The organism is Bdellovibrio sp. ArHS, from assembly GCF_000786105.1.
In the GTDB taxonomy this organism is placed as follows: domain Bacteria; phylum Bdellovibrionota; class Bdellovibrionia; order Bdellovibrionales; family Bdellovibrionaceae; genus Bdellovibrio.
On the sequence record NZ_JTEV01000028.1, the window covers coordinates 1 to 14804 of the forward strand.

Annotated in this window: 16 protein-coding genes; 5 read left to right on the forward strand and 11 right to left on the reverse strand. The window is 47.2% G+C overall.

Features of this window, described 5'->3' with window-relative positions:
* Positions 1-221: 221 nt before the first annotated feature.
* Genes OM95_RS14200 through OM95_RS14215 form a run of 4 tightly spaced genes read right to left on the reverse strand, consistent with a single transcriptional unit; the run spans position 222 to position 3769 of the window.
* Entirely contained in the window at positions 222-992 is a 771-nt protein-coding gene (locus tag OM95_RS14200; RefSeq protein ID WP_041875156.1) for a TatD family hydrolase, read from the reverse strand.
* A 14-nt stretch (positions 993-1006) separates the two neighbouring features.
* Complete coding sequence (locus OM95_RS14205; protein WP_041875158.1) at positions 1007-1951, reverse strand: DNA polymerase III subunit delta'; 945 nt, start codon at positions 1949-1951, stop codon at positions 1007-1009.
* 6 nt (positions 1952-1957) lie between these two features.
* On the reverse strand, positions 1958-2593 hold the full coding sequence (gene tmk, locus OM95_RS14210) for a dTMP kinase (protein ID WP_041875161.1): 636 nt from the start codon (positions 2591-2593) through the stop codon (positions 1958-1960).
* A gap of 12 nt (positions 2594-2605) precedes the next feature.
* On the reverse strand, positions 2606-3769 hold the full coding sequence (locus OM95_RS14215) for a hypothetical protein (RefSeq protein ID WP_041875163.1): 1164 nt from the start codon (positions 3767-3769) through the stop codon (positions 2606-2608).
* A gap of 223 nt (positions 3770-3992) precedes the next feature.
* Here OM95_RS14215 and OM95_RS14220 point away from each other — a divergent pair, with 223 nt between their 5' ends.
* Positions 3993-4214 carry a hypothetical protein gene (locus OM95_RS14220; protein ID WP_041875165.1) on the forward strand — a complete coding sequence of 74 codons (222 nt, stop codon included), beginning with the start codon at positions 3993-3995 and terminating at the stop codon, positions 4212-4214.
* Between the two features lie 59 nt (positions 4215-4273).
* The gene (locus OM95_RS14225) at positions 4274-4975 is read left to right on the forward strand and encodes a hypothetical protein (RefSeq protein WP_041875168.1); all 702 of its coding nucleotides are present in this window, start codon (positions 4274-4276) and stop codon (positions 4973-4975) included.
* Here OM95_RS14225 and OM95_RS14230 read toward each other — a convergent pair.
* Positions 4972-5436 carry a hypothetical protein gene (locus OM95_RS14230; RefSeq protein WP_291516494.1) on the reverse strand — a complete coding sequence of 155 codons (465 nt, stop codon included), beginning with the start codon at positions 5434-5436 and terminating at the stop codon, positions 4972-4974. The two genes, OM95_RS14225 and OM95_RS14230, sit on opposite strands and share 4 nt — an antisense overlap.
* 143 nt (positions 5437-5579) lie before the next feature.
* Between OM95_RS14230 and secG the strand changes: the two genes are divergently transcribed.
* Together secG and OM95_RS14240 are read left to right on the forward strand one after the other, a co-directional pair.
* On the forward strand, positions 5580-5969 hold the full coding sequence (secG, locus tag OM95_RS14235) for a preprotein translocase subunit SecG (RefSeq protein WP_041875171.1): 390 nt from the start codon (positions 5580-5582) through the stop codon (positions 5967-5969).
* A gap of 41 nt (positions 5970-6010) precedes the next feature.
* The gene (locus OM95_RS14240) at positions 6011-6817 is read left to right on the forward strand and encodes a TonB family protein (protein ID WP_041875173.1); all 807 of its coding nucleotides are present in this window, start codon (positions 6011-6013) and stop codon (positions 6815-6817) included.
* A gap of 19 nt (positions 6818-6836) precedes the next feature.
* Here the strand turns inward: OM95_RS14240 and OM95_RS14245 are convergent, their stop codons facing one another.
* Genes OM95_RS14245 through OM95_RS14255 form a run of 3 tightly spaced genes read right to left on the reverse strand, consistent with a single transcriptional unit; the run spans position 6837 to position 10387 of the window.
* Entirely contained in the window at positions 6837-7913 is a 1077-nt protein-coding gene (locus OM95_RS14245) for a phosphatase domain-containing protein (RefSeq protein WP_041875175.1), read from the reverse strand.
* A gap of 32 nt (positions 7914-7945) precedes the next feature.
* Positions 7946-9472: a penicillin-insensitive murein endopeptidase gene (locus tag OM95_RS14250; protein WP_041875177.1), complete on the reverse strand. Its 1527-nt coding sequence runs from the start codon at positions 9470-9472 to the stop codon at positions 7946-7948.
* Positions 9473-9529: 57 nt separating this feature from the next.
* A complete protein-coding gene (locus tag OM95_RS14255; RefSeq protein WP_041875254.1) occupies positions 9530-10387 on the reverse strand; it encodes an alpha/beta hydrolase in 858 nt (285 codons plus the stop codon).
* Positions 10388-10396: 9 nt separating this feature from the next.
* Here OM95_RS14255 and OM95_RS14260 point away from each other — a divergent pair, with 9 nt between their 5' ends.
* Entirely contained in the window at positions 10397-11323 is a 927-nt protein-coding gene (locus OM95_RS14260; RefSeq protein WP_041875180.1) for a CorA family divalent cation transporter, read from the forward strand.
* Here the strand turns inward: OM95_RS14260 and OM95_RS14265 are convergent.
* The 3 genes from OM95_RS14265 to OM95_RS14275 form a co-directional block, all read right to left on the reverse strand.
* Positions 11320-12141, reverse strand: a complete 822-nt coding sequence (locus OM95_RS14265) for a class I SAM-dependent methyltransferase (RefSeq protein ID WP_041875183.1) — start codon at positions 12139-12141, stop codon at positions 11320-11322. The two genes, OM95_RS14260 and OM95_RS14265, sit on opposite strands and share 4 nt — an antisense overlap.
* A gap of 33 nt (positions 12142-12174) precedes the next feature.
* A complete protein-coding gene (locus OM95_RS14270; RefSeq protein ID WP_291516496.1) occupies positions 12175-14097 on the reverse strand; it encodes a DUF4105 domain-containing protein in 1923 nt (640 codons plus the stop codon).
* A 130-nt stretch (positions 14098-14227) separates the two neighbouring features.
* Complete coding sequence (locus tag OM95_RS14275; RefSeq protein WP_291516498.1) at positions 14228-14719, reverse strand: DUF3015 family protein; 492 nt, start codon at positions 14717-14719, stop codon at positions 14228-14230.
* Positions 14720-14804 lie beyond the last annotated feature (85 nt).

Here is a 14804-nt window from a genome sequence, read left to right on the forward strand (position 1 = left end):
GAATCTGTATTCATTCGTTTTGGCAATGTAGAGATAAAGATGCAGCTCGAGATGCTTTTTGATTTTGGTGGTGCACCAGCTCTTTCTGGTGAGTCTTTTGATGTGATCTCTAAGAACGGCGCACATATGATTTACGAGGAACGACCTACTTTGGTGCCCAGGATTTTATAGTCCTTATTTTGTAGAAATGGCCTCTTTTAGAGAAGTTCTTTTCTCCACAACTACCACTGAATTTTTGGGAACATCTTTAAAGCATTAAGACGTGTCTGCTCACAAAGCTGCTCTTCAGAAACACCCTTTAATTCAGCCACAAACTTCGCCGTATGAACCACATAGGCAGGGGTGTTTTTCTTGCCCCGCATAGGGATGGGCGCCAGAAACGGAGCATCGGTTTCAACGTGAATGCGATCCAAAGGCAGCATCTTCACAGTTTGACGAAGACTGTCGGCATTTTTAAAGGTCACCACACCACTGATCGAAATGTTCAGACCGACATCCAACGCTTGCTTCGCCAGCCACTCGGTTCCCGTAAAACAATGCACAACCCCGGTCACGTCGCCCTGGAATTCTTTAAGAATGGCAATCGTGTCCTCTTCCGCATCCCGGGTGTGAATTTCAATGGGCAGTTTGGTGCGTTTGGCGATTTCTAGTTGCGCCCGAAAAGCCTCTTTCTGTTGCTCTCGCGGAGATTGATCGTAGTAATAGTCCAAACCAATTTCGCCAATCGCAACGACACAAGGCTCGCTGGAATGCTGCTCGATAAAACGTCCCGCCTCTTCGCTATAGGCTTTTCCGTCATGGGGATGAACACCCAAGGTGCAGTACACATCGGGATAATATTTGCGGGCAATGTCCAAAACAATCGGATGGTCGCCAGGCTCTGTACCAATAGTAATAATTTTTCGCACGCCCGCAGCTTTGGCGTGAGCGATTGCGGCGTCAACGCCTTCTTCGAGCATATTTAAATGAGCGTGAATATCGATCCATTCCATGGGGTCAGTATACCCTAGGGACGATGGGTAATAAAGAACTCTTCCATCACCAGTTGGGGATCGCGATTGGCGCCGAAGGCCTGCTCGACCTGCAAAGACTTTTGCATCAAAGCCAAAAGAAACTCGCGGCTGTATTCGGCCAAAGTCTTAATAATCGGCGCCTGATCCAGATTGGTGATTTGAGACTTGGCACCTTCTTGAAGATATACAGCATCTTTCATGAGGCTGACCCAGTAAGAAACTAAACGCTGTCCTTGCGTCCGATCCTTAAATTCGGTGCGCCAGGTTTCATTCAAAAGAAAATCAGGGTCCGTCAAAAAAAGATTCAGCATTTCGACAGATTTTTGGCGCAGCTCCAGTTCAGGGCCTTCTTGCAACTGCGCCAGCTTTTCAAAACTTCCGCGCGCGGCTCGCAGCGCCCAGGCCGGAGCCTTCACTTTTTTCTGCAAGTCTTCGGCCGTCAACGGTTTAAACTGAACAATGCGCGAACGCGAACGAATGGTCTGCATCAACCCCGCCACACTGGGCGCGATCAAAAAGAAGAAAGTCCCCTCGGGCGGCTCTTCCAAAGTTTTTAAAAGAGAGTTCGCGGCCTGTGGGTTTAAATTCTGCGCCTGATCGATAATGATAATTCGATTTCCTGAAAGACTCTTCAGGCTTAGGAATTCAATAACCTCGCGCGCCTGTTCCATCTTGATTTGCGCGCCGGCAGGCTCCACTATTTTCAAACCTTCATGAGTTCCTTGCGCCATCCGAAAACATGATGGGCATTTGCCACACCCACGAGGACTTTGGGGGCAGGCCAAAGCTTGCGCCAGGCCGTGCGCCGTCAGTTTTTTGCCAATGCCCGCAGGTCCCACAAAGAGATACGTCTGCCCTGGCTTACCCTGTTCAAAGGAAGCCACCAGCTTTGCGATAATCTCTTGATGTCCTAAGACGAAGTCGAGCAATCGGGCCATATCAACCTATTTCAAAATATTCTTTTCGGCCAAGGCCTTCAGAAGTTGTTGAAAAAGAACTTCCGGAGTTTCTTGCGCATTCAAAACCAGCCAAGCGTCGGCTTCGGCGCGAGCTTGTTTTAAAAAGGATTGTCGCACCTTTTCGTGGAAAGAGTCCGCCTCGGATTCAATGCGATCTTCGCTTTCTCCATTGGCAGCACCACGCCCCTGTCTTCGCGCCCGCGACTCTTCAACTGACAAATCCAAAAGGACCGTCAGATGCGGCTTCAATCCGCCCGTTGCGAAATCATTCAAAGCCATCACATCTTTTTCAGAGATATCTCGACCACCGCCTTGAAAGGCGACGGAGCTGGCCGTGAAACGATCACAAAGAACCCAGGTTCCTTGCGCCAAGGCCGGACGGATCACTTGCTCGACATGCTGAGCACGACTTGCTTCGTATAAAAGAAGTTCGGTACGGGGAAGCGGTGAAGCCCCCTCGGTACGAAGAATCATATTGCGAATTTCATCCCCCAAAGGGGTGCCTCCAGGTTCACGGGTGCGACAGAAAGCAATACCCCGACGCACCAACTCTGCTTCAAGAGAGCGCATCAAGGAACTCTTTCCAGAGCCGTCCAATCCTTCAAAAACCAAAAATTTCATTAAGGCCAACTTCTAATTAAAGACTAAACCGCAGCCACGACCACGGCCGTACGAAAGAACTTTGTCAGATATAGCACGATAGACGTCAACAAAACGCATTCCGACAAGGCGCATTGAACCACGAACATCGCCAAATTCGAGTCTGACATAGCCCTTAACAAGTGGGGACACCGTGACACGAATAAGACTGTGCCTTTCAAAACGATTGGTGAAGGTCAGAAGATCTGCCAACGGCGGCGGCGGAAGCCCCAGACTGGAGCTTATTCCCGCCGAAAAATACTCGGACGAGGAGGCACTGTAACCGGGAACAGCCGGTGGATAAAACGAGTTTCCTTTTAGCACATCCGCCCCTGAACGACGCCCCAAGGTAATGCCGGCTTTGCCGACGAGGCCTAACACGGAAATTGCGGCTTTCGTGTTATCAAAGTTCTCAGAGTTATGGAAAATTTCAAATACGAAGGCGCGTTGGTTTTTATTGTAGGCCAAACTCAAACCCACTTCTTCAGCACCCCCGCCGCCCTTGCGCAAGACGCCGGTTTCAGCCAAGGCACCGACAGAAATACTCAGACCAAATTCGTTCGAATCAATCACCAAAGGAGCCTGTGACCACAACTTGTAGTCAATGCCTTTCAGAATTGATTGCACAGCCTGATGGCTGCGCACTGAGAAAGTTCTTTTCTCGGTTGGAGTCTCGTCGACTGTTTTGCCAATGATTTTTTGCGTTTTTATTTTCACAAAACTAAACGCATCGCCCACGAGGCTGCCCGCGCCGAAAACAAACTTGCTAGAATTCAGAATACGAGCTGCATTGGCCAGGAACATCATGCGAACTTCATGGAATTTTTGCTTTCTTTCCTCGGGCAGACTTTCATAGCCTAATAAGGGGTCGGCTTCTTCAACGGAACCACCACGCGCCAAGATCTGCTGCTTTACTTTTTCAGGAAGTTTAAGCCCCAAAGCCGCTTTCATTTCTTCACGATCGGGATAGCGTTCGAATTCAAAGATTTTATCATCAGCGACTTTGATAAGCGTGCGCTCTTGCTGCACTATCTGCGCCTTATCTAAGACTTTTTCCTCCACCTCTGTCTCAATACGAGACGATTCTTCAGCCCATAAGTCGACTGAAGGCAAAAGGAAGAGCAAAGCCACCATTAAGAAGCGCCATTGTGTTTTCATACTGATCGGCCTAGGATGCAAAGCCAAGACCGACCCTTTTTATTTACTAAGTCCTTGAATGGACGCAAAAGCTCATGTCAAAGCCTTCGACAGACATCCCGTCCTGGGCACATCCGTACCTAGTTCCTGGTTTTGAATTTCAACTTTACAATAATCAGGACCCTAACGATTCCCCGTCACGCCCCTCTGTTAAAATGAAAGAGATTCATCAGCGGGAGGTCTTATGGCTGACAAATACATTAACAATATTCAACCTGTCTTCACCACACCGCAAAAGCCGATCGACAGACCCAAACAATTGCACACGATGGAAGGGCCCGCCGAAGAGTTCATTAACGAATACGAGGGCAAAGGCAAAGTGCCAACTCCGGAAGAAAGCAAGTCTTCATCGGCCTTGCCGGGAGAGAATTTGACGAACGAGGAAAAGGACAACTTCTCTCACTAAAGAAAACAGCTTCGCTGCTTTTTATTTGCCATCGCCGTGGCCAAGACATAAAAAATCGTATGCGTATTTTACTCTTTATATTGCTGTTTCCAGTTGGCGTTTTGGCGCAACCCACGACCACGGGAGCAGAGCTCGATGTCCAGACAGAATCGGCACCCCGTTTAGGTTTTTTGGATGAATCACCTCTGCACCGGCAGAACAGTGACTATTTTGTCCTTGGCACCTATGCCCCCTTTGATCTGTTAATTCCCAGCAAATGGGGACTCACGGCGGGAATCAACCAGGGTCCTGACACATCCTGGGAACTGGAATTCCTACAAGGCTCTTTGGCTTTACCTTTTTACGTCGATGACCTAGGAAAAATGACGGAGCGACGCATCTCCCTTGTTCGTCGCAGCTATGGAAGTCGCAATAGTTTTTACTGGAGCTATGGCCTTACTTACTTTTCCTTCAACGCGCAATTAGGGAACGAATTCGTGAACGCGATCAGCGGCTCCTATCCCGATGCGGAAGTCGTCGGCCTGGAAGCTTGGGGATTTAATTTGGGATTGGGCAACCGCTGGACGATTCGTAAGAATTTCACAATCGGTGTTGAGTGGTTTTCCTGGGCACAGCCAGTGCACGTGTCCAAACGCGATGACGACTACCTGAACTATGCGACGAATAACAAATATAAAGACGAAGTCGATACGACTTTGAATATCGCCTCGTACTTTCCACGCTTCACCGTGTGCAAAGTGCAATTGGGATGGATGTTTTAATCTAAAATCCAGTTCTTATCTGACTTGTGAAACTTGAAAATACCCAGAGGCTGGGTTTCAACTTCGCCCTTTTCCATGCCTTGCTGAATGATGAGTCCTCGCGCCTCGCTGAAATTAAAGCGACGGCTTTTGCTGGCATCAACCCGTGCAGCAATCCCCAGAATCGTCCGACGAAATCTTGTCGGATAGGTTTCAACCACCACCGCGACAGTGGCCAAAGTATCACTTTGCATCTTGACCTCTTCCACCGAGACTTCCGAATTATTGTGAATAAACTCGGTATAGGCCTGATGCAACCAAGGCGATTGCCCCAAACTGTCGTCGGCCTCTTGCTTGATCTGCTCGGTGAACTTTTTTTCAGCCAATGCCAATGCTTTATTTTTAAGCACTTTTTCATCAGAAGTGCAGCCCCCGACAAGCAAGGAACTAAAAAGAGCTAGGAATACCAGATGTTTTTTCATAATTCTTAGTTTAACGAGGACCATTCATTTGAAAAGGCCAGTCGTTGACATGAGGCATCAATGTCTTGTATTTAGGGCACTTTGGGGTGGACGAAGACCCCTGTTTGTCCCTATATTCAGGGATCTTTGGGAGATACTAGAAAATGACTACTTTCATTGGAATCCTTCATATCATCGTAGCTTTGGTCTTGATCGTTCTTGTTTTGATTCAAGATTCTAAAAGTGATGGCGCTCTTGGCATGGGTGGCGCAAGCGGTTCGAACTCATTGTTGGGTGCAACTGGCGCTCAATCTTTGGCTGGTAAAATGACAGTGTGGGCGGCGATCCTTTTTGCGGTGAGCTGTTTGACATTGTCTATTTTGACTTCTTCTAAAACAAAATCCGTTGTTGATTCTTTGCCATTGCCTTCAGCTCCGGCAACTGCGCCCGCAGCAACAGAAGCCAACGGTGCTGCCGCTATTCCTGCGGAAACTCCAGCTGCAACTGCAACACCTGCGGCGTCTCCTGCAGCGACTGCAACTCCTGCTAAGTAATTTTAGTACATCTTCAAAAAGTTCTTCGCTATAGTTTCTCTATGGCGAAGAACAACTGGTTGATTTCCACTCTGATTATTTTAGGTCTTGTAAGCGTAGGCCTTTCTCTTTTCGTAGCAACACAAACTGAAAAGCAAAAACCAGGCGCCCGTCCTTTAGCCCGTATTGAACTGAATCTGGGTAAGGTCTTTGTCTTACGCAAAAATCTGACACAAAAAGAAACTCTGACCCGCAAATCCACTCTTTTTGCACTGGACTCTGTCGAGACCGGAGTCGACGGCGATGCGACCATGGAGTTCGATTCGGCCTATCGAATCCGTATTCCTGAAAACTCTTTGATCACAATCGACGAAGAAAGCGATCGGATCGTCCTGATTATTAAGCGCGGGGATCTTCAAGTTGAAAACTTCGGTCGCGAAGGCAGTGTCTACATTTCCCGAGACGGTGTGCGCTGGAATGCCACCGACTATGAAATGAACTACAAAAAGCAGACGCCGGCAGAAACCTTGCCTGATCTGGCCCCTGCAGAGCCCCCCACGACTCAGCCAACACCGAATATTCAGGAAGGCCTGACGTCCGAATTTATTCAGGACACTTTAAAAACTCATCGTGGCTCGTTCTTTAAATGCTACACTCAACTTCTTCAGAAAACGCCGGGCGTGACAGGCCAAGCCTCGATCACTTTCACCATCGAACGCACCGGAAAAGTGAATCAGGCGGAAATCGCTTCTTCAAGCATCAACGACGCCGGTTTCAAAAAATGTTTGTTGGAGGCCACCCGTCGGGTCGAATTCAAATCGTTCAATGGCGATCCCATTTCAACCGTCTTCCCTTTGCGCTTCGAATAGCGCAAGCCGCACGGGTCCGCTAGCGGTAGTCGTGAAGATAGTCGATACGATCAGGAATCCAGGGCTCATGCACGCCTTCCATTTCATAGACGCGCCCCTCTTGCACAGTTTTTTCCTTAAGAGGACTGACCGAGGGTTCGTAAGAGATGTGCAATAAACCTTTTTCGTTGAAGAATGGTTTTACTTCCTGAAAAGCTCGTTCACCTAAGACACCACGCCGGATGAATTCATCAAAACTTTTCATCAGTTCTTCGGGCGTATAGCCGTAGTTGTAAATCATGTCCTGAATAACGGAATAGATACCCTCAAGTCCTAGGCGGTGATCTTGATACAGGTCCAAAGCGACTTGGAACGTGTTGTAGGTTGCAAGAGTGCGACGACCGAACTTTAAGTAGTAATCAGGATCGGTGTCGGTCGCTAGATTGATATAGATCTTTTCAACCGGATCTTGTTCAGGAATATCAGCTTGTAAATCCAAAATCGTATTCACCTGCTCACCTGTGACATTCAGACCTTCCAATGTTGTACGAATGTCGTGAGCTCCCATGCGACGGGAACAAATGTCTGAATATAAATTGTAAATGATGGCGTCAGTCTCGCTATCATCGCCCCAACAGATTTGGCGGACGTTTTCAGAAAGACGAGTTCTTAATTGCATCAGGGCCTGAAGTTTATAACCCACCTGCTTAGTCAGCCGCCAAAAGCGCCCTGGACGAAGATTGGCAAGATTGTCCTTATAGAAGCAGCCAAAAGGGCGGATATTATCCAAAGCGAATTTTTCAGAGATACGTTCTTCCATCTGCGGCGGCGAAGCCGTGATGAAGTAAATCGGAAAATACATGTAGCCTTTTTGCTGCTTGCGATATTCCGACAAGGACTGCATCAGAACATTGGTGCCCGGAATGTTTTTTTTATTCAATGCTCGTTCAAGAATGGTGGTCATCAAGCCGGAAAGAGAATCGATGGTGGTGTCCAAATAAGTCTTATCCAAATCCCAGATAAAAACTTCTTCGTGGCTTTTTTCCATTCCTTCCGAAACATAGCGGAAAAACACCACGTCGCCATTCATTTCACTTCGATCACGCCAATCAGCCATGCTTTAAAGTGTGACAGTCTTCCGAGGATTCGTCAAAAACAACCCGACCCCGAGGCAGGCTCTGCCATTTGGCGGCAACGCACCTGAGCACTTGAGCATTTCACCCGCAAATGGAAATGGTTGTGGTGATCAGTATCGGCGACCAGACGGCGCAGTGTCTCGTACGCCAATCCTTCATTTTTACCTTTTTGCAGCTCCCCATTCTTGATCGCAATATTACAAAGTGATTTTTTTAAAACCTTGTGAATAAAAATTCGATCAATCAGTTGCGTCTTTACCACGTGTTTAAAAAGCTTCCACTGCTCTTCCGCCATCCAGTTGGCGTGGGGTTTATCCACGGTCACGGCCGAAGCAAAAAAGCCCTGGAAAGATTTGTTATTAAAGAAAAGGGCTACATCCGCATCTAAACCATTCTGATGCGATTTGTGTGATCCCAACTTCCCGCCTTTTTCACGCGACAAATCGCCAACGGATAAAACATAACCGGGCATTTCCTGTTTCGTGAAAAGGCCCATTTGGGCGATGATGTACCCCAATTCGTTCGTTGCAAAATGAGTGAGCCTTGCCGGACGCATGATACTGAATCCCGCCGGAGAATGATTTTCCTGAAAGCGCAGCATGTTCATCGCATTTTCCAGACGGCCTTGATTCACCGGTCCGATGGCCTGACTGGCTTTCTTTATTTCAGGTCGAGAGTCCGCCTTAGGCTCCTGCCGCTGAGGCTCATCCTTCTTAGGGTCCTCTTTTTTGGGCTCATCCTTAGGGCGAGGCGTAGGAATAGGAACTTTGGAATCTTCCATTTTGCCATCGTCTTTTTTCGGATCGTCTTTTTTGGGTTCTTCCTTCTTCGGCTCTTCTTTCTTCGGTTCTTCTTTCTTGGGGTCCTCTTTTTTGGGCGTTTCCGAGCTCTGGGCTGGAGCTTTAGGTTCTTCTTTTTTTGGCTCGGGCTTTACTTCGAGAAGAGTCTCAATATCTTCCTTAATACTTCCCACGTATTGTCCAGGATCGCCTTCGACGTCATCGGCGCCACCTTCAGATTCCAATTCCTCTTCGGGAGTTACTTCCGGACCGGTTTGTGGTGGTTGTTCTTGTTGAGATTCGATCTGATGGTGGTATACCACGCCGTCAGCATAAAGATAAACGTCGATAAAGGAAGATTGGCAACTTCCTTCTTCACTGAGACACGTGGCTTTGGCTGCCAACTGAAGCCCCTGGGGCAGACTTAAATCTTTGCGATGATTTCTTAGTTGAATAAATCCATCCGAATCCAATATACCCGACAGATCCACTTCAATGGTTTGTAAGGACGTTGCACGCATGGGCAGATATTCGATTTTACCTTTAAGGGCCATGGCCTTAGTCGTTGCATCGAAAACCACCTTCATGTCGATAAGACGAGTGGCCCCGCGTGCGATCCTATAACCATCTTGTTCTGTGACGGTGGGCCGAGGTGGCTCGTAAGTTGTAACCGGTGTAGAACCTTGATCACGCTGATCCGGAGCACAAGCACTCAGTACTAAGGGGAACGAAAAAATAAGAGTTAGAAAGCGGTTCTTCATCCTGCAGGCTCCTCTTGCAGGAAACATGCTTTCTGAAATGCAATAAAGGCGCTTTTATTACTTTGTGACTGTCAAAGTTTTAGATAGATAGGCCAATAATTGGTCGCGAAGCTCGCCGTTACGAAGTTCATAAAGATCCCCATGATGGCCTCCGGGAACCACCCAAAATTCTTTCGGACTGCGGGCCGCTGCAAACATCTTTTCTGAATTTTTAAGCTCAACCGCTTGATCATCACTGCCATGAATGAACAATAACGGAACGGGCGAAATCTCACTCAAGGATTTTGGTGCGTAACTATCGCTGATAACCAGGTAACTGATGGGTTGCAAGGGCCACGTCCACCAACGACGACTTAAGACGTTGCGGGCCATTTGCTGATAAGAAGAAAAGCTGGCTTCAACAATCACATTCCGAATCGGAACTTGATTTTTTATTTCCTCGACAGTTTTCAGCGCGACAATCCCGCCAAGGCTGTGACCATAAATGATCAACGGGCGCGAGTCCTTTTTTAAATACAACCATTCGGCTGCGGCCATACCGGCTTCCACCGTACTTTCTGGAGTTGGCGCCCCCGTAGACAAGCCATAACCGGGGTAATCAAAAATGAAATAGTTGTATCCCTTGGCGGGAAGCCAATGGAACATTAAAAAATGGGACGTCAGGTTTTCGGCATTACCGTGAAAGAAAAGCAACGTGCCTTTGCTTTCCGCCAAAGTCGTCGCCGGAAAATACCAGCCATGAATCGTATTCCCACTTTGAGTTTTCAAAAAAACATCTTCAGGCTGCATTTTTATCTTCGCCGGATCAAAAAGCTTTTCCTTCATTGGAAAATAGAAATAAGACTGGCAGCCCGTTAAAAATAGCAACGCAATGCATTTGAAAAAGGTACGGCGAAGCCCAAAAAACTTTGTCATACTGGGATCATGAAACGGTTTGAGCATCAATGGCAAGACTTTAAGTGGGTCGACTGTGAAGCACCTTCACAAGAAAATTTCGTGCAACTGGCGGAAGAGTTTTCCATACCTTTACAGGTGTTATCCAGCTCATTAGATCCTGAGCACTTACCGACGGCCGAGTTCTTCGAAAGATGTCTGATGTTGATTTTGCGACATCAGGATCTTCATGCCAAAGCCAAAGCAGCGACGATGCAGGAACTGACGACAAAACTGGTGGTTTTTATCGGCAAAGATTTTGTGCTGACCATTCACCGTGCCGCCCTGCCTTGCACTTCGGAAAAAATCGAAAAGGCGGCTTTTGAACAACACACTTTGAATTCGTTGGTAAAAGCGCTTGTCTTGCAAACCATCAAAAGTTTCGACGCCCCTTTGGATCAACTGGATTCCAAGACGGATGTCATCGAAGAGCGGGTTTTTGCCTTAAAAAGACGAAACATTCTGCGTGAAGGTTACACCATAAAACGCAAAATCTCGTCTTATCGCAAAGTTTTTAAATTCACCGCCGATATCCTGAATAAGGTCAGTCGCGAAGTGACTATTCCTTTGCGCGATCTGACCCATGTCCGCGAGCCTTTGGATAAACTGATTTTTTACGCTGACGGAATCCATGAAGAAATCACAGGGTTATTAAATCTGCATTTATCCCTGATGTCACAAAAGACCAACGAAGCCTCCTATCGCACCAACGAAGTGATGCGCGTTCTGACTGTTTTTTCGATCTTCTTTTTGCCTTTGAATTTTATCGCCGGAATTTATGGGATGAATTTCGAAAATATGCCCGAGCTGCACACTCAGAATGGCTACTATATCATTCTGGGAGTGATGTTGGTTGTGGTTCTGACGATCACCTACTGGATCTTCAAAAAAGGTTGGCTTAAAAAAGACAACCTTTAGGTGTAGGCTTTGGCTTGCACAAAGGAATAATAGAAAACGGCATTGGGATCACCAGCGACTTTTGCCATTTCATCCTTCATTCCCTGCACCACCTCTTCCGACACATATTGAGCTTGCACCAACTGCTCACTGGCGCTCAATAAAAGCTCCGTCCAATATTCGATGCAATCTTTGCGAGCCTGCGGCAAGCGGTTGTCCAAGAACCAGGTTTTTACTTCGGTTTGAATATCTTTGTAACCCAATTGCATAAGAAAATTTCCCAGCTTGGCACCAACGAAAGGGTCTCCTTTTTGCGTCAACTGATATTCGTTAAAGGCCATCCAATATTTGGAGACATTCGGAGAATACGGGTCCAAAAAGAACGAGGCGTTCATCACTTCTGTAATGTAGATCACTGATCCCGGGCGCAAGACCCGTCGGACCTCTGACAGCACCCGAATGGGATCGGGCACATGTTCCAAGATCCAGCATAAAAAGGCCCCGTCAAACGAGTTTGCCGAAAACTTCATCGCAGTCGCATCCATCTCTTGCAACTGAAATCGCTCGCGGGCAAAGGGCAATTGCGAGAGATGGTGGCGAGCCGATTCTAGCTGCTTCGTACTGCGATCGATTCCCGTCAACTGCAAATCGGGAAAGCGGCGTAAGATGATCTCGCTTTGCGCTCCCACCCCACAGCCGACTTCTAAAAGATTTTGGACAGCAGACAAATTTATATTCTGATAAACGGTGAATTCCCCGAACCGCGCCTGCTTACGCAAGCGCTCTTGTTCATCTTTTGAAAAACCATGCAGGTAAGGAAAGGCGGATGACTGCGACATACCAAGCTCCCTGGATCGTGAACATTGAAATCGTCAGTAATAATTAAACAGCTGCAAACTTGTTTCCTCAAGAAATCTCTCGTTCCGATAGCTGGCTCTAACTCCCCACGTCTTGGAAAAGCTGTATTGCGTTTCGATTTGGGTTCTAAAATAGTCCTGCCGATCCCACGCCGAGTCACGACGATAGAAAAGTCCCGCTTGCCATAACCACCAAGAATTCCAGCGATAGTGCAATTCCACCAAAGGCCCAGCACCACCCCAAAGTTTGTTGTCTGACAAAGTGGGACCGTAATGCACTTCGCCTTGGACCTGCGCGGAAATGTCAAAAGACCCGTAGTCGAAAGTCCATCCACCACCCAGTCGTAAAATTCCTTCGTGGGTTGGAAGAAAGTTTTCATTGCGAGTTCTTTCCACGCCCAGTTTGAACCTCCAGGAATGATCGGGAATCAAAGTGGACCAGGGACTCGCAGAGACAAGTTCAAAGGCCGCAAAGTTTTCCAACTCAAATTTTTTTTCACCGGGGTCACCGAATGAATCACCGTAAGAAAAACCCAAATCAAAAAAAGTGATTTGTGAATAAGTGGGATAACCCCAGGCAGGGTCCAAACGATCATGCAAGGCAAATCGATGCGTTAGCAACGTCCAACTTCTATCCGCAGTATCCTGTGAATAGCCCATCCCCCAGCGTCCTGAGGAATGCGCCAGATGCGGCCGTTCTTCCGGAACCGGATCAATGCGAATGTCTTGAGGCTGCACAGAAATTTCACTGCGCTTACCCAGAACACGCATTTTGAGCTGAGCTTCGCGGCCCGCCTCCTGCACTTCTTTAGAGTATTGAAAGTCAATAAAGTCGATAAAAGCATCTAAGATACGAGCCTGAGATTCTGAAGATCTTTTCTGAAAAGAGGGACCATAATAAATTTCATCCTGAGTGCGAATCTGGTGAACCAGCTCGGCAAACTCGTTTTTTTCCTCTTCATTCAAAAGTTTGCCGCGTTCAAAATAAACCTGACGAATCGAAGGTCGATATTTATATCTCTTCACCAAAGATGTCTTAGTCCATAGAACGCGAATCGTATCCGCGGGTATCACATAGTGATCCAAGTGCGCCAGCACATCCACTTGGGGGTCGGCGGCTTCAAGAATCGAAAGCATGTGATAAGAGCAATTTTCCGTAAGATACCAGTAGTCAATTTGCGCAGGTCCAAGTTCCCAGACATGGGCAATCAACATTTCAACAGCCGCAGGTTTGATATCCAGTTCGTACTCCCACAGATCGCGTGATTCGGCGTTGTTGTATTCACGCACCTTGTAGTAATAAGGGATCGAGCGGAACTGACCTGGAAACAAACCGAAAAGCCCCTTGAATCCATACAAGAAAGCATTGTTGGTGTCGGACTCGGCCGCGTAGTTCAAACCATAGTCCAACAATTCATGACGTTGACCGTCTGCTCCCGCCGACTTATTCACGCGCAAGAAGGTGTGGCCAAACGCAGAAGACGGATTATTCAGATAGTAACTGGAGAAAACCAAAGACACAGACTCGCCTTGCAGACCTTTGGCAAAAGCCAGATAGCGGTCACAGACCAGATCTTTCCAGGGAACATTTTGATTTTTTAGTTTTTCCTTCAACCAACGATAGCGGGCGGGAAATTTACATTGGGCGTGTTCGTTGATATCTGTTGGCGGCGCCTGAAAAAAAGCCACGATTGTCGCCTCTAGTTCGGCAGCAGGGTCTTTTTTTCCGCCCTTCGAAAAAAAGAAGCCGGGGCTGTCGATCTGACTTTCCTGCACAAAAAAAGTGTCACGCTCAAAATGCAAAAGTTTGCGCCATTGACGATCTTCAGAAAGCTTTTGTGAGCGTGAAATTTGCAAAACACGATCTTGCGCAGACGCTTCTGTCGCGAGGGAAACACCGGGGATTAAAAAAAGAAAAGTAAGGACTGAAAAACGCATAGAACCATCTTTCTGGCTCTCTGGACTTTTGACAAGAACTATCCCTTTGCGAGATTCGTTTTAAAAATAAAAAACGCAGGGGCCGAAGCCACTGCGTTTTAAGATTTCTTTTTAAAAGAAAATCTAACGATTAAGCACCACAAACGTTGTTTTGAAGAACAACTGCGTTGATGTTAGCTTCGATAGCTGCAGGTTGCATGTTTGTTTCAACAAAGATTTTGTTGTAATTCTTTTTCATCGCAGGAGCCAATGCAGAAGATTTGCAACCCATCAAGTTCGCAAGACCCGCCAAAGTTTCACCTTGTCCACGAGCTGCATCGTTAGCCAAAGCCAACTTGTTCACTTCGATGAAAGCAGGAACTTCACGGCCTGATTTGAAGATACCGTCTTGTTGGCAATTCAATGTCCCAGTAGAGATACCGAATGTTTGCGAACCAGAAGTACCGTTTGTAGTTGCAGCAAGAACTTGGTTGCCATCAGAACCCATAACGATTGAACCGAAACCACAACCCGCTGAGCCATAACCTTGGCCAGAAACTTGTGATAAAAGACCGCTCTTCTTTTGCGCATGAGCGACACCAGCTACCAACATTGCTACTAGAACTACATTTACCAATTTCACTGAAAACCTCCGTGTGTGATTTGGTTAGACATCCAAAATTGTGAAGGCACTTTGCCACAGAGGCAAACAAAAATCGAGCTAGCTT

Bases quoted from the DNA above. Each gene is read 5' to 3' on its own strand.
- secG (WP_041875171.1), top strand. From the start codon at position 5,580: ATGACTACTTTCATTGGAATCCTTCATATCATCGTAGCTTTGGTCTTG.
- OM95_RS14220 (WP_041875165.1), top strand. From the start codon at position 3,993: ATGGCTGACAAATACATTAACAATATTCAACCTGTCTTCACCACACCG.
- OM95_RS14260 (WP_041875180.1), top strand. From the start codon at position 10,397: ATGAAACGGTTTGAGCATCAATGGCAAGACTTTAAGTGGGTCGACTGT.
- OM95_RS14255 (WP_041875254.1), bottom strand. From the start codon at position 10,387: ATGACAAAGTTTTTTGGGCTTCGCCGTACCTTTTTCAAATGCATTGCG.
- OM95_RS14215 (WP_041875163.1), bottom strand. From the start codon at position 3,769: ATGAAAACACAATGGCGCTTCTTAATGGTGGCTTTGCTCTTCCTTTTG.
- OM95_RS14225 (WP_041875168.1), top strand. From the start codon at position 4,274: ATGCGTATTTTACTCTTTATATTGCTGTTTCCAGTTGGCGTTTTGGCG.
- OM95_RS14245 (WP_041875175.1), bottom strand. From the start codon at position 7,913: ATGGCTGATTGGCGTGATCGAAGTGAAATGAATGGCGACGTGGTGTTT.
- OM95_RS14230 (WP_291516494.1), bottom strand. From the start codon at position 5,436: ATGAAAAAACATCTGGTATTCCTAGCTCTTTTTAGTTCCTTGCTTGTC.
- OM95_RS14240 (WP_041875173.1), top strand. From the start codon at position 6,011: ATGGCGAAGAACAACTGGTTGATTTCCACTCTGATTATTTTAGGTCTT.
- OM95_RS14205 (WP_041875158.1), bottom strand. From the start codon at position 1,951: ATGGCCCGATTGCTCGACTTCGTCTTAGGACATCAAGAGATTATCGCA.
- OM95_RS14250 (WP_041875177.1), bottom strand. From the start codon at position 9,472: ATGAAGAACCGCTTTCTAACTCTTATTTTTTCGTTCCCCTTAGTACTG.
- OM95_RS14200 (WP_041875156.1), bottom strand. From the start codon at position 992: ATGGAATGGATCGATATTCACGCTCATTTAAATATGCTCGAAGAAGGC.
- OM95_RS14270 (WP_291516496.1), bottom strand. From the start codon at position 14,097: ATGCGTTTTTCAGTCCTTACTTTTCTTTTTTTAATCCCCGGTGTTTCC.
- tmk (WP_041875161.1), bottom strand. From the start codon at position 2,593: ATGAAATTTTTGGTTTTTGAAGGATTGGACGGCTCTGGAAAGAGTTCC.
- OM95_RS14265 (WP_041875183.1), bottom strand. From the start codon at position 12,141: ATGTCGCAGTCATCCGCCTTTCCTTACCTGCATGGTTTTTCAAAAGAT.